This is a genomic window from Synechococcus sp. MIT S9509, assembly GCF_047303035.1.
Classification (GTDB): domain Bacteria; phylum Cyanobacteriota; class Cyanobacteriia; order PCC-6307; family Cyanobiaceae; genus Synechococcus_C.
The window spans coordinates 1,353,198-1,365,124 of sequence record NZ_CP138940.1; the positions used below are offsets into that span (position 1 = coordinate 1,353,198).

An 11,927-nucleotide genomic window follows, 5' to 3' on the forward strand; every position below is an offset into this window, starting at 1 on the left:
CAGAATTCAGAAAGCGCCTGTAGCTGGCATGAGGGTTAAATCCTCAACAACCTGAGTTGCAGGTTGCTGGGCCAAGTGAAGAAGGGCAGCAGCGGCCTGATTGACGGGCAGCATGGCACGTCGGTCGAAGTTACTGTCGACGGTCGGGGAGTCCCAGAGGGAGGTATCGACCGCACCGAGCGTGAGCGTGCAGGCACGAATGCCATGAGCACGTTCTTCCTCACCCAGGCAACGAGTGAAACTCGCCAGAGCAGCTTTGACGGTGCAATACGCTCCCCAGCCGGGAAAAGCGTTTCTGGCCGCATGGCTGCTCACGTTGATCACCAATCCTCCCGCTGGCCTCATGGCAGGGACGACGGCGGAACAAACCTGGAAGACACTGGTGAGATTGAGTTGAATCAACCAGTCCCAGCGCTCCAGAGGCATTCCAAGCAAATCCCCGGTCCATGCAGCACCCGCGTTATTGATAAGAACCGAGGGGCGAAGCCCCTGGTTCAGCAAATCATTGATACCGGGAACAATGGCAGCCGAGTCGGTGAGATCGATCGCTTGATAAGCAACTCGAACACCACCAGCACTCAGTTCCGACTGGAGAGACTGCAGAGCAGCCTCGCTACGGGACACGAGAAGCAGATCCCAGCCAGCCTCGGCAAAAGCCTTGGCAGCAGCATGACCAATTCCACGTGATGCACCGGTGATCAGAACGGAAGGCAAGAAATCCGTGCAATCAGAAGCACCCTAGGCAGCAAATCCGCCTTCCGGCGAGGTGGCGTCGAGGAAACGCCCCATAGCCCTGAATTTCAAGTAGCGCTGATCTTTCAGATCCCCGACAGACAGAGCCAGCAGGTCGTCGAGATGGCGATTCAAGGCGGCCTTGAGCGTCTCACCGGCTTCGAGGGGAGCCCAGTTGTTGCCACCGGCCGGTTCAGGCAGGACTTCATCCACCACGCCGAGACTGAGCAGATCTTTGCCGGTGATTCGCAATGCGGCAGCAGCTTCGGAGGCCTTCGCCGCATCACGCCAGAGAATCGAGGCACAGGCTTCAGGGCTGGCCACGGTGTAGACGCTGTGCTCAAACATGAGCAATCGATCGGCGACTCCGATACCGAGTGCGCCCCCGGAGCCACCCTCACCGATCACCGTTGCGACGATGGGAACCCGCAGGCTGAACATCTCACGCAGGTTCACGGCGATCGCCTCACCCTGACCTTGCTCCTCCGCCAGAAGACCGGCATAGGCACCGGGAGTGTCGATGAAGGCCAGAATCGGGAGACGGAAACGATCGGCATGCTCCATCAGGCGCAGAGCCTTGCGGTAGCCCCCTGGGGTCGCCATGCCGAAATTCCGTGCCACGTTTTCCTTGGTATCGCGCCCCTTCTGATGGCCGACCAGAAGGACCGAGCGATCTCCAAGTCGTCCAAGCCCACCAATCAGAGCCTGGTCATCACTGCCACGACGATCACCATGCAACTCAACCCAGTCATCGCAGAACATCTGGATGAAATCTAGGGTGCTGGGCCGATGGGGGTGACGGGCGACCTGAATTTTCTGAGCAGGGGTTAAGGAGCGAAAGATCTCATCACGTCGTCGCGCCGCCAGGGTTTCAAGCTGAAGAAGCTGCTGACTGACATCCACCTCCGAGTCTCTGGCGAGCTGGCGGATCTGCTCGATCTGCTGTTCGAGCTCCACCAGCGGTTTCTCGAAATCAAGCAGAGGGCGGCGTGCCATGGAGGAAGGGGAAAAAGACTTCAGACAACGACAGCCTGAGGCTGTCCTTGAAGATTGAGCGTGGAGAATCCATGGCGAACCGATGCGGCGCCGATGAAATCCATCTTCTCCAGGGTGATGTTGTTACGCCCCCAGCTGAAATTGGTGTGACACCCTTCGAATTCAAGCAACATCGCTTCAGCGAAACAGGCAAACATCTGTCGCTGCGGTTTTTCCATCTCAGCGATCTCCATCATCGTCCAGCCGATGTCACTGCCGAACTCAACGATTCCTCCCTTCAGAACATGAACACCTTCACTGGCGACTTTGGCATCGAGATTCTTTGGATAGCCGCCATCGATCATCAGACAGGGTTTCCGCAGCGAAGCTGAATCGATTTCGAGCGTGCGCGGCATGCTCGCAACCCAGACCACGACATCAGCCTCAGGGAGCGCTTCATCGAGTGTGAGCACTCTTCCGCCTCCCAGTTCGGCCTGCAGATCCTTGAGTGGCTGCTGCTGACGTGCAACCAGCAGCAGCTCAGCAACACCTGTTCGACTGGAAAGCCAGCGGCACACAGCGCTGCCGATGTCGCCGGTGGCACCCACCACGGCGACCTTGGCCTTGGTGAGATCAATACCCAGAAGTGGAGCGTTGTTTTCAACCTGGCGACTGATGACCCAGGCCGTATGGGTGTTGCCCGTGGTGAACCGCTCCCACTCCAGGGTTGTGCTGCGCACATGCTGATGCTGGAGCAGGTTGAAATTCTCGAAAATGATGGAGGTGAAACCACCGAGGGCTGTGATGTTGATGCCTTTCTTCTGGGCGAGCTCCATGGCATTGAGCACTTTGCGCCTCGCCGTCTTGAAGCGGCTCAGCATTTCAGGCACAAAGCAGGAATCGATGTAGGCACCGGAGATGGTCTTGCCGGTGGCGCTGGTGACCTCGACGTTTTCCACGAGCTGTGGGGGCGCACTGCACCAGACATCAAGATCTCCCCCGGCGATGTGATCGAAACCGAGATCTGAAGCTTTGCGCCTCGCTGCATCAAAGCTGGTGGAATGCCCGATCAGACCAAACATGTACTGCCGACGGTCGTACGTGTACGCATAGAACTGGGACTCACCCTGGCAAGGGTTGTCGATCATGCTCCCATGAAGGCAGTCTTTAAGGAAAACGTGCCTGTGATTGAACCGGACCTGAATCTTACAAACAGGATTTAAAAGGCTCTTGTCTGCCAGGGCTCAGAGAGCAGCTGCGGCCATACGAGCAATTTCACGCATGTTGAAGCCGATCTCGCTGAGGGCTTCCTGGTAGCCGATCAGAAAATCCTCGATCAAATCTTCCTTCTCCATATGGAGAGTGGCTGCATCAGAGGCAACCTGGTCGAGCATGGAACGAATGAGTGGAAGATTCTGCTTGTTAGCAGCAAAAAGCTCTTCCTTACTTGCCTCAAAATTATTCTTCAACCAGATCTCTCCGTAGTTGAGATGAAGATATTCATCCTTGACAACACCCTCAGTAATCTTGCGAGCGAAGGGATCAGCAACTGGAATATAAATGTGATAGGCGGAAATAGCAAAAGCTTCAATCAGGAGTGCCTGAATCAGTAAACAGGTGACGACCTTGTCTTCCTTGAGAGCTTTCTGAAAGTTCTGATGAAGGGGCCCAAAGAACTCTTTTGCAAACGGCATGTCTGCTGTCACACCAAGATTACGGCCGCAAGAGGTGAAGCCTTTCATGTGCTTCATTTCCATCTTCGCCAGCTTGGCGAGCTCGTCTTTGTTTTCTGGAATCAATGTTCCTAGGGCCATGTAGTTGTCGTAGGCCTCCTGCTCCCCTTCAATCACGATCGCATTGATGCGGCTGTAGGCGTCCTTGTAGGCCTCAGTCGTGAAATCAGGCAATTGCTCTGCCGATGCATCCCGCTCGTCAAGGACGGCGACCTCGGTGCTGACGGGAGTCGACATAAATCTTTCCGTAACGTTCAACGCGGTTGAGTGTAACCAGTGTTGCCGAAATTGGATGTTCGGTTGATGGAGTTCAGATACGCCGCTGATCTCCACAAGGCGGCCAACTGGACGCCATCAGGCTTGTAAAGAGTCGATCCCAATGGGCCACAAGCGCAGTCTCCAACTGGCTTCCAAGCCTCGGGTCCGCGCCTCGGCTATCCCCGACAACACCGGAGCGGCTGAGGTCGGCGGTGAACCAGGCGAGAGGAGCAGGACCTTCAAGACTCCAGCCTTCAGGGGGAGTGGCGGCCGCCCCATCGCTGACATGATCTCCATCCAGAGGCCTCTGTTCGCCAACCAGCGATGGCTCAAGCGCCAGCATCAGACTCGTTTCGGCAAGTCCTGCATGCAATCCATGCGCAAGCTCATCAGCAGGAACGAGGGACTCGAGTCCTGCGACACCACTCCAGAGAAAACAGGGAAGAACGGCCATGGACGGCGTTTCCGCTGCAAGTGCGCGGGCAGCGGTCTGCAGCAGACCGATCTGTCCTCCGTGGGCGTTGAACAACACGAGACGCTGCACACCCTGATCCGCGAGCTGCTTGCCCACTTCCTTCACAAGGCGAATCAGGAGTTCAGCGCTGAGGCTCAGGGTTCCTGGAAAGCCGCGGTGTTCTGGTGAAAGACCGATCTTCTGTATCGGCAGCGCCCAGATCGGCAGAGATTCCGGCAGTCCCTCCAGAACGTGATCAAGAATCCTCTCGGCAAAAAGAGCATCGGTGAGCAGGGGAAGCTGCGGGCCGTGCTGCTCGAAAGCTCCGAAGGGCCAGACAAGGGTTGAACCTTTCCGTCCCAGAGCCTGAGCAGCTTCGGGCCAGCGCATGCATTCCAGACGCCTGAGGTTTTGTCCACCGTCGCCGCTCATCCTGAATCAACCTCCTGCTGTCAGACTGTCCTGCCAAGGACGATGGGTCCCATGGCCGGAACAGAACGTCAGAATTCAAGACTTGATGGTGGCAAAGCTGCTGCAACTTCTGCGCAGCCACCACGGAAACCGCTTCAGGTGATGCACATCAGCAAGCGGGAGGAGCAGGATCGGCTGCGCAAGGAAGCCGAGGACGCGCGAGCGGCAGCCAATGCAGCGGTAGAACACGCTGCTCAGCTCGAGCAGGCCGCACTGGCGGCGGAGGGTGGGCCGTCATTCGCTCCGAATCCCCCTTCAGCTCCGAGAGCGCCACTCCAGTCGTCCACCCCATCGAGGGATACGGATGACGATGATCTGGCCGGGATGACAATGGCCGACCTGCTCGGGCCATCTGATTCTGGTCGCAGGCTGAACACTGCGCCCAGCGACGCGTCAGCTGTAGCGAGCCGCAGCGTTGACGATTTTGATTTCGATGAGGATGCCTTCCTTGCAGCTCTCGATGCCAACGAGCCGGTTGGCACGACGGGGGAGGTGGTCACCGGCACCGTGATCGGCATGGAAAGCGATGGTGTCTACGTGGACATCGGCGGCAAGGCTCCGGGCTTCATGCCCAAAAGCGAATGCGGGCTGGGGGTGATCACCAACCTGAAGGAACGCTTCCCCAAGGGTCTCGAGGTTGAGGTGCTCGTCACCCGTGAGCAGAATGCCGACGGCATGGTCACCATCAGCTGCCGTGCCCTGGCCCTTCGCAAAAGCTGGGACAAGGTCAAGCAGCTCGCCAAGGAGGGAAAGGTGGTTCAGGTCAAGATCACTGGTTTCAATCGAGGTGGTGTCACCTGCGACCTGGAGGGTCTGAGGGGTTTCATCCCCCGATCTCAGCTGCAGGAGGGCGAAAACCACGAAGCACTGGTTGGCAAAACACTTGGCGTCGCCTTTCTGGAGGTCAACTCCGAGACCCGCAAACTGGTCCTCTCCGAGAAGCGTGCAGCAACGGCAGCCCGTTTCTCCGAGCTTGAGGTGGGGCAGCTGGTGGAGGGTCAGGTGGCGTCCATCAAGCCCTATGGACTGTTCATCGATCTGGGAGGCGTCAGCGGACTGCTGCATCAATCGGTGATCACCGGCGGCAGTCTTCGCTCAATGCGGGAAGTCTTCGGACAGGGCGAAACCGTGAAAGCCCTGATCACCGAACTTGACCCGGGTCGGGGCCGGATCGGACTCAACACCGCCTTGCTGGAAGGGCAGCCTGGAGAACTTCTCGTGGACAAGGACACCGTCATGGCTGAGGCTGCCGATCGAGCCAACAGAGCCCGTAACGTCCTCAGGCAGCAGGAACAGTCAGCTGGATGATCACAGCTTCCATGTCTGCCGGTGACGCCGGCCCCCAGTTGCGGACCCAGCGTCAGGCCGACTGGGAGCTCGATTTCTATTCAAGGCCCATCCTGGAAAAGGATGGCAAGAAGCGCTGGGAGCTTCTGATCATCAGTACCCCGGAGATCAACGCCGACGGATGCTTCCGTTTCGCGAAGATCTGCCCTGCGAGCGAAGTCAATTCCACCTGGCTGGCCGCGGCCCTGCGCGAAGCACTGGCAGAGGCTGAAGACCAGGGTTGGAAGCCACCGCAGAGACTGCGCGCCTGGCGCAGTGCCATGAAAACCATGGTGCAGCGTGCGGCCGCAGAGCTGCTGCTGGAAGTGGTATCGAGCAGGCGCACCTACGCACTGCTCGACTGGCTTGATGAACGTGAGCGGACGGTGTACCCCGAAGAGGAGGGTTTCATGGCTGGTCCCCTTGCCTTGCCTCCCTCTCCTGTTGAAACGCCGCCTCTGCCATTGCCGGAAGCCGTCCGAGGCGACGCCTGGACCTGGGCAGGACTTCCGGTCGGCAGCCTGAAGGAGGCGAGTGAGTGGCCCCTCGGATTCAACGGCCTGATCCCTGTGCCACCCTCTCTTGAGGCGGAGCTGGAAGTTCCAGGACTGCGTCTGTTCAGTCGCACCAGAGCCCTGGCCCTGGCCGGTTGGCTGGGAGGACTGGAACCCGTTCGGCTGCGCGTGAGTTCCAGTCAGTTGATCCTCGATGCTGGTCAGGACGACTGCTGGCTCGTGAGTGACCTGAGCCAGCAGGAAGCCGAACAGATTTCAGCCGCACTGGAAGCGTCGCGCATGAATCTGCATGGTCTTCAGTTCATTGCTGTGCAGAGCGCTCCCGACAGTGAGAGGTTCGAAGGTTTCTGGATGCTGAGAGATCAGCCGCAACCGTGAGTTCCGCCGAGGCAGCCGACCGAGGGGTTGGGGCAAAGGATCCTCTGTCAGAGCCCGACAGCCGCTTCAACACCCTGCCGGGATGGACCTGGGTGGGATGTTACGGAGGGTATTACCTCTCAGCCGATCAGCTGCACGATGCAGGCTTTGAACATGGATTCTTCACGCGCCGCTGGCAAGGTCGTGGTCCCGACGAGCTGGCTGGGTACCTGTCATGCGGTGTCTCAGTGCATCGCCCGCAGCAGGTCCACGGGAGCGTCGTGCTTGAGGCCTCCTCCGCCTGTGCAGCGCCGTGGCCGGATGGCGACGGCCTGGTGAGCGACAGGGGTGGCCAGAGCCTCTGGGTTTGCGGAGCAGACTGCACTCCCGTACTGCTGGCAGATCCCAAAAGCGGCCACGTCGCCGCTTGCCATGCGGGCTGGCGCGGCGTTGCCAGCCGCATCCTGCCCGCGGCCATCGCCAGGCTTGAGCAACGAGGGGCCATCAGGGACCAGTTGATCGTTGCCCTTGGACCAGCTGTGAGTGGAGAGCGCTATCAGGTGGAGGAATCAGTGGCCCGTCAGGTGGGCGAAGCACTGGGAACCGATCCCAGCTCACTGAAGGAGCTGCAGAGACAAGCCGTGATCCGGCCAGATGCCGAGAAGGGGCGTTGCCGACTGGATATCCGACAAGCCGCCGTGCAGCAACTGAAAGCGGAAGGGATTGACGGCACCAGGATCAGCGCATGTCCTCTCTGCACCATGGCTGAACCCAGCCTGTTTCACTCCTGGCGACGTGATCAGGTGAAGGCGGTTCAGTGGAGCGGAATCGTGGGGCAGGCTGAGATCTGAATGGGTTCCGCCTCAGCTCGAGCTCTGCGCGAGCAGACGCAGTGCCACTGCTTCAGCCGCGCGGATGCCGTCGATGGCGGCAGAAAGGATGCCTCCGGCATAACCGGCACCCTCTCCGGCGGGAGTAAGCCCCAGCACATTGTTTGATTCCAGGCTGTCATCCCTGGTGATCCGCAACGGCGAGGAGGTGCGTGTTTCCACCCCAGTCAGCACCGCATCGGGATGGTCATAACCGGAGATTTTCTTGCTGAAGGCGGGAAGAGCTTCCCTCAGGGCTTCCACCATCGGAGCCGGCAGAAGGTCGGCAAGGTCTGAAGGTCGAACACCAGGTTGGTAGGAGGGACTGACCGTTCCAAGGCAGGTGGAGGGCCTCCCGGCCATGAAGTCCTCTTGTCGCTGCACCGGTGCGCTGTAGTCCTCACCGCCGAGGCGGAAAGCGAGAGATTCGAGCTCACGCTGAAACGCCAGGCCAGCGAGTGGATCCCCAGGCCAGCGCTCATGAGCCTCCAGGTCTGCATCCGAAACAGGCACCACCAGCCCGCTGTTGGCATTGCGTTCGTTGCGGGAATGCTGGCTCATGCCATTGGTGACAACACGCCCCGGCTCAGAGGTCGCACCCACCACAAATCCGCCAGGACACATGCAGAAGCTGTAGACGCAGCGGCCGTTGGCTGCGTGGTGCACCAGCTTGTATTCGGCGGCCCCGAGCAAAGGGTGGCCAGCGGCCTCTCCCCAGCGGGCGTTGTCGATCAGCGACTGCGGGTGCTCAATCCGTAGACCGATCGCGAAGGGTTTCCGCTCCATGGCGACACCGGCACGATCCAGCATCGCAAAAGTGTCCCTCGCCGAATGGCCAGGGGCCAGAACCACCTGACTGCAGTCAAGACGACTCCCATCAGACAGTTGCAGACCGGTGACCCGCATCGGCTTGCCGTGACTGACTTCCGCGGGCTCGAGCAGAAGCTGTTCAACCCGGGCATCGAAGCGGACCTCACCGCCGAGATTCTCAATCTGAGCGCGCAAACCTCTGACCACTGTCGCCAGCTTGAAGGTGCCGATATGGGGACGATGACGGGTGAGGATGTCGCGATTGGCGCCGCATTTCACCAGCTCCTCCAGCACTTTCCGGCCGTAGTGAACGGGATCGCTGACCTGGCTGTAGAGCTTCCCATCGGAGAAGGTGCCGGCCCCCCCTTCGCCGAACTGCACATTGGATTCAGACTTGAAAGCCGATTGACGACGCCAGAAACCAAATGTGTCGCGGCTTCGCTGCTTCACAGCCTGTCCCCGCTCCAGCAACAGTGGGCGAAATCCCATCTGTGCAAGCAGAAGTGCTGCGAAGTAGCCACAGGGTCCTGCACCGACAACCACGGGCCGCCCCCCCGAGGCATCCGATGGAGTGGAGGGAGAGCGGCCTACGTAGTGATAAGACTCATCCGGACTGCGACGAATGCGCCGGTCGGCCGAGCGTCGACGCAGCAGCGCTTTTTCCCCTCGCACCTGCACATCAACGCTGTAGATGATCCGGATTCGGTCCCGACGGCGAGCGTCAATGCTCTGCTTCACCAACTGCTGGGAGATGAGCTGCTCCCGGGGGACTCGCAGACAACGCAGAACAGCCTGTTCGAGATCACTCTCGGTATGGTCGAGTTCCAGTCGAAGCTCGCTTAGCCGCAGCACGAGCTCACTCCGTTCCTGGCCCTTCCTACAACCTTACCGGCCCGACATTGCTCAACTTCCATCGCCACAAGCGCGTTCCAAGAGGCCGAATTCCGGGTCCGCGTCGATGACCCGGACAATGACAGTTGGCCCGTGGAGAAACCGTTCAATGTGATTCCCCGGATTCATCGGCCTCTGGCTCCGGCTCTGGGCTGCCCGAGGGAATCGCCAGTGAAAGCAGACCGGCGATCAGCAGCAGACTGCCGATGCCGATGGCGAGAGAGCGATTGTCCGACGCCGCCTCTCCCCAGATGGCCGTGCTCAGAAACGCAGAACCAAGCAGCACGCAGGGCACCATGACAATCCCCGAGGCGATGCGGTTGCGTGCCATCTCAGGCTGCTGGACAAGTGACCTGAGCAAGCCCTTCGCTCACCAGAGCAGAGCCGAGGTCAAGGTCATCTCCGATCGGGGTGACCCTCGCCAGCAGAACACCATCGGCACTGCCCTCAGGCCGCAGGTTCACCCGTCGGCGGCGGGGAACCGCATGGCGTATCCAGTCCTGCGCTCGCTGTTCATCCTCAGGTTCAACCTGCACACAGGCCAGCTGCACGCTGTAATTGCGATTGCGATCCCCAACCTGCAGAAGAGTTGCTGAGCGCACCTGCAGAACCTCTGCGGCGAAAGCCTGGTGCGGCAGAACCAGCAGCAGCGTCAGGCTGAGGATCAAAGAGATGAAGATGCTGACTCTCACTGGCCTGCAGGGTTGGGGGAAGCATTGCCAGAGTCCTGAAAAGCAAGCTCTGGATGGGCCGGAAGGCCAACCATCTGAGCGTTGCTGCAACCGGGAGGAACCATCGGGTAGCAGTTCTCTCCACGGCGGACATGCACATCCACCAAGGTTGGATGCGGAGAAGCGAACGCTTCGGTCAGTCGGGTATGCAGATCGTTGCGCACGAGGATCTTGACACCATCAACCCCAAAAGCCTTGGCCAGGGCTTCGAAATCCGGCATGCCACCGAGCATGTCCGAGGCGGAATAACGCTCCTCGTAGAAACTCTCCTGCCACTGACGGACCATGCCCTGCCAGTGATTGTTCACAATCACCACCTTCACCGGGAGCTTGTATTGCGCGAGGGTGCCCAGCTCCTGGATATTCATCAGCACACTGGCATCACCGGCGATGCAGACGACCTGACGATCAGGGCAAGCGACCTGGGCACCCAGTGCGGCAGGCATTCCGAAACCCATGGTTCCCAGTCCGGCGCTGCTGATCCAGCCGCGTGGACCATTGCGCAGATACTGGGCAGCCCACATCTGATGCTGACCCACATCGGTGGTGACGATGGCCCCAGGAGCCAGATCGCGGACAGCCATCAGAACTTCCTGGGGATAGATGGGTCCCTCCTGAGGCGGAATGGCAAGGGGATAACGCTGTTTCCATTCCCGGATCGTCTCGAGCCAGGCGCTTGTCTGTGGTTCGGAAGAACGGCGCAGACTCAGATCGACCATTGCGGCAAGACTGGTCCCCACATCTCCGAGAACAGCAACATCCGGACGTCGGTTCTTTCCGATCTCAGCCGGATCGATCTCGAAATGGATCACCCGTGCACGCGGGGCAAAGGTGTCGAGCTTTCCGGTCACCCGATCGTCAAAGCGAGCCCCGACGGCGATCAGAAGGTCGCAGTCGGTCACGGCAAAGTTGGCGTAGGCCGTGCCGTGCATCCCCAGCATGCCCAGCGCCAACGGGTGGTTCTCATCAAAAGCGCCTTTGCCCATCAGCGTTGTGGTGACGGGAATCCTGTACCGCTCTGCAAGCACGGCGATGCTGTCATGAGCGGACGATGCGATCGCACCGCCCCCCACATACAGAAGCGGGCGCTCAGCTTCGTCGATCAGATCGAGTGCTGCCTGGATCGCCTGGAGATCAGGCAATGGTGTGGAACCGAACCCTGCAGGAATCACCGATCCAGGTTCAACCGGGATGTAATCAAACTCCTCCTGGCCAACATCCTTGGGGATATCGATCAAAACGGGACCAGGTCGACCCGAAGCGGCGATATGAAAGGCCTGAGCGACCACAGAAGCCAGATCTGCGGGGTTTCGCACAACCCATGAATGTTTCACGATCGGCAGGGTGATGCCGAAGATGTCCGTTTCCTGGAAGGCATCGGTTCCGATCGCCGTCCTCGGCACCTGACCGGTGATCACCACCATTGGCACCGAATCCATCTGGGCGGTGGCGATTCCCGTCACCAGATTGGTGGCACCGGGACCGGACGTGCCGAAGCACACACCCACTTTGCCGGTCGCACGGGCGTAGGCATCGGCCGCATGGGTTCCGCCCTGTTCATGACGCACCAGGAAGTGACGCAACCAGCCCTCGCTTTCCGCCACATGCAGGGCGTCGTAGATCGGAAGAATGGCCCCACCCGGATAACCGAAAATCGTGTCGACTCCATGAAGCCGCAACGCGTCCATCAGGGCCTGGGCTCCGCTCATCCGACGGCTTCCATCACTGCTTGACGCTGCGTCGGCCGTGGGAGCGGAGATCAGCGTCACTGTGTTTTCACGGGGGACTGACCCTCAAGATTAAGG

12 protein-coding genes are annotated in these 11,927 nt (G+C 59.7%); 3 read left to right on the plus strand and 9 right to left on the minus strand.

Annotation, left to right across the window (positions count from 1 at the left end):
- Nucleotides 1–6: 6 nt before the first annotated feature.
- From SIB73_RS07865 to SIB73_RS07885, 5 genes are all read right to left on the minus strand, one after another.
- On the minus strand, nucleotides 7–714 hold the full coding sequence (locus tag SIB73_RS07865) for an SDR family oxidoreductase (RefSeq protein WP_413401529.1): 708 nt from the start codon (nucleotides 712–714) through the stop codon (nucleotides 7–9).
- A gap of 24 nt (nucleotides 715–738) precedes the next feature.
- Nucleotides 739–1,728 carry an acetyl-CoA carboxylase carboxyltransferase subunit alpha gene (locus SIB73_RS07870; RefSeq protein WP_413401527.1) on the minus strand — a complete coding sequence of 330 codons (990 nt, stop codon included), beginning with the start codon at nucleotides 1,726–1,728 and terminating at the stop codon, nucleotides 739–741.
- A gap of 20 nt (nucleotides 1,729–1,748) precedes the next feature.
- A complete protein-coding gene (locus SIB73_RS07875; protein ID WP_413406343.1) occupies nucleotides 1,749–2,789 on the minus strand; it encodes a long-chain acyl-[acyl-carrier-protein] reductase in 1,041 nt (346 codons plus the stop codon).
- Between the two features lie 162 nt (nucleotides 2,790–2,951).
- Nucleotides 2,952–3,677 carry an aldehyde oxygenase (deformylating) gene (locus SIB73_RS07880; RefSeq protein ID WP_413401525.1) on the minus strand — a complete coding sequence of 242 codons (726 nt, stop codon included), beginning with the start codon at nucleotides 3,675–3,677 and terminating at the stop codon, nucleotides 2,952–2,954.
- Nucleotides 3,678–3,750: 73 nt separating this feature from the next.
- A complete protein-coding gene (locus SIB73_RS07885; protein WP_413401523.1) occupies nucleotides 3,751–4,584 on the minus strand; it encodes a creatininase family protein in 834 nt (277 codons plus the stop codon).
- 51 nt (nucleotides 4,585–4,635) lie between these two features.
- Between SIB73_RS07885 and SIB73_RS07890 the strand changes: the two genes are divergently transcribed.
- The 3 genes from SIB73_RS07890 to pgeF are packed head-to-tail and all read left to right on the plus strand — an operon-like array spanning nucleotide 4,636 to nucleotide 7,672.
- Complete coding sequence (locus SIB73_RS07890) at nucleotides 4,636–5,931, plus strand: S1 RNA-binding domain-containing protein (RefSeq protein WP_413401521.1); 1,296 nt, start codon at nucleotides 4,636–4,638, stop codon at nucleotides 5,929–5,931.
- Between the two features lie 11 nt (nucleotides 5,932–5,942).
- The gene (locus SIB73_RS07895) at nucleotides 5,943–6,842 is read left to right on the plus strand and encodes a Tab2 family RNA-binding protein (protein WP_413401519.1); all 900 of its coding nucleotides are present in this window, start codon (nucleotides 5,943–5,945) and stop codon (nucleotides 6,840–6,842) included.
- Nucleotides 6,839–7,672, plus strand: a complete 834-nt coding sequence (gene pgeF / locus SIB73_RS07900; protein ID WP_413401517.1) for a peptidoglycan editing factor PgeF — start codon at nucleotides 6,839–6,841, stop codon at nucleotides 7,670–7,672. Before SIB73_RS07895 ends, pgeF begins: the two co-directional genes overlap by 4 nt.
- Before the next feature lie 12 nt (nucleotides 7,673–7,684).
- On the opposite strand, the gene SIB73_RS07905 is transcribed toward pgeF, so the two are convergent.
- From SIB73_RS07905 to ilvB, 4 genes are all read right to left on the minus strand, one after another.
- Complete coding sequence (locus tag SIB73_RS07905; protein WP_413401515.1) at nucleotides 7,685–9,352, minus strand: NAD(P)/FAD-dependent oxidoreductase; 1,668 nt, start codon at nucleotides 9,350–9,352, stop codon at nucleotides 7,685–7,687.
- A gap of 145 nt (nucleotides 9,353–9,497) precedes the next feature.
- Nucleotides 9,498–9,722, minus strand: a complete 225-nt coding sequence (locus tag SIB73_RS07910) for a GIVxVP protein (RefSeq protein WP_413401513.1) — start codon at nucleotides 9,720–9,722, stop codon at nucleotides 9,498–9,500.
- A gap of 1 nt (nucleotide 9,723) precedes the next feature.
- Nucleotides 9,724–10,083 carry a nuclease gene (locus tag SIB73_RS07915; RefSeq protein WP_413401512.1) on the minus strand — a complete coding sequence of 120 codons (360 nt, stop codon included), beginning with the start codon at nucleotides 10,081–10,083 and terminating at the stop codon, nucleotides 9,724–9,726.
- Nucleotides 10,080–11,891 carry a biosynthetic-type acetolactate synthase large subunit gene (gene ilvB / locus SIB73_RS07920; protein ID WP_413401511.1) on the minus strand — a complete coding sequence of 604 codons (1,812 nt, stop codon included), beginning with the start codon at nucleotides 11,889–11,891 and terminating at the stop codon, nucleotides 10,080–10,082. Before ilvB ends, SIB73_RS07915 begins: the two co-directional genes overlap by 4 nt.
- Nucleotides 11,892–11,927: the final 36 nt, after the last annotated feature.

What these genes read in the sequence shown, in the direction of transcription:
- SIB73_RS07895 (WP_413401519.1), top strand. Translation starts at nt 5,943, where the DNA reads ATGTCTGCCGGTGACGCCGGCCCCCAGTTGCGGACCCAGCGTCAGGCC.
- SIB73_RS07885 (WP_413401523.1), bottom strand. Translation starts at nt 4,584, where the DNA reads ATGAGCGGCGACGGTGGACAAAACCTCAGGCGTCTGGAATGCATGCGC.
- SIB73_RS07875 (WP_413406343.1), bottom strand. Translation starts at nt 2,789, where the DNA reads ATGTTTGGTCTGATCGGGCATTCCACCAGCTTTGATGCAGCGAGGCGC.
- SIB73_RS07880 (WP_413401525.1), bottom strand. Translation starts at nt 3,677, where the DNA reads ATGTCGACTCCCGTCAGCACCGAGGTCGCCGTCCTTGACGAGCGGGAT.
- SIB73_RS07910 (WP_413401513.1), bottom strand. Translation starts at nt 9,722, where the DNA reads ATGGCACGCAACCGCATCGCCTCGGGGATTGTCATGGTGCCCTGCGTG.
- SIB73_RS07890 (WP_413401521.1), top strand. Translation starts at nt 4,636, where the DNA reads ATGGCCGGAACAGAACGTCAGAATTCAAGACTTGATGGTGGCAAAGCT.
- SIB73_RS07870 (WP_413401527.1), bottom strand. Translation starts at nt 1,728, where the DNA reads ATGGCACGCCGCCCTCTGCTTGATTTCGAGAAACCGCTGGTGGAGCTC.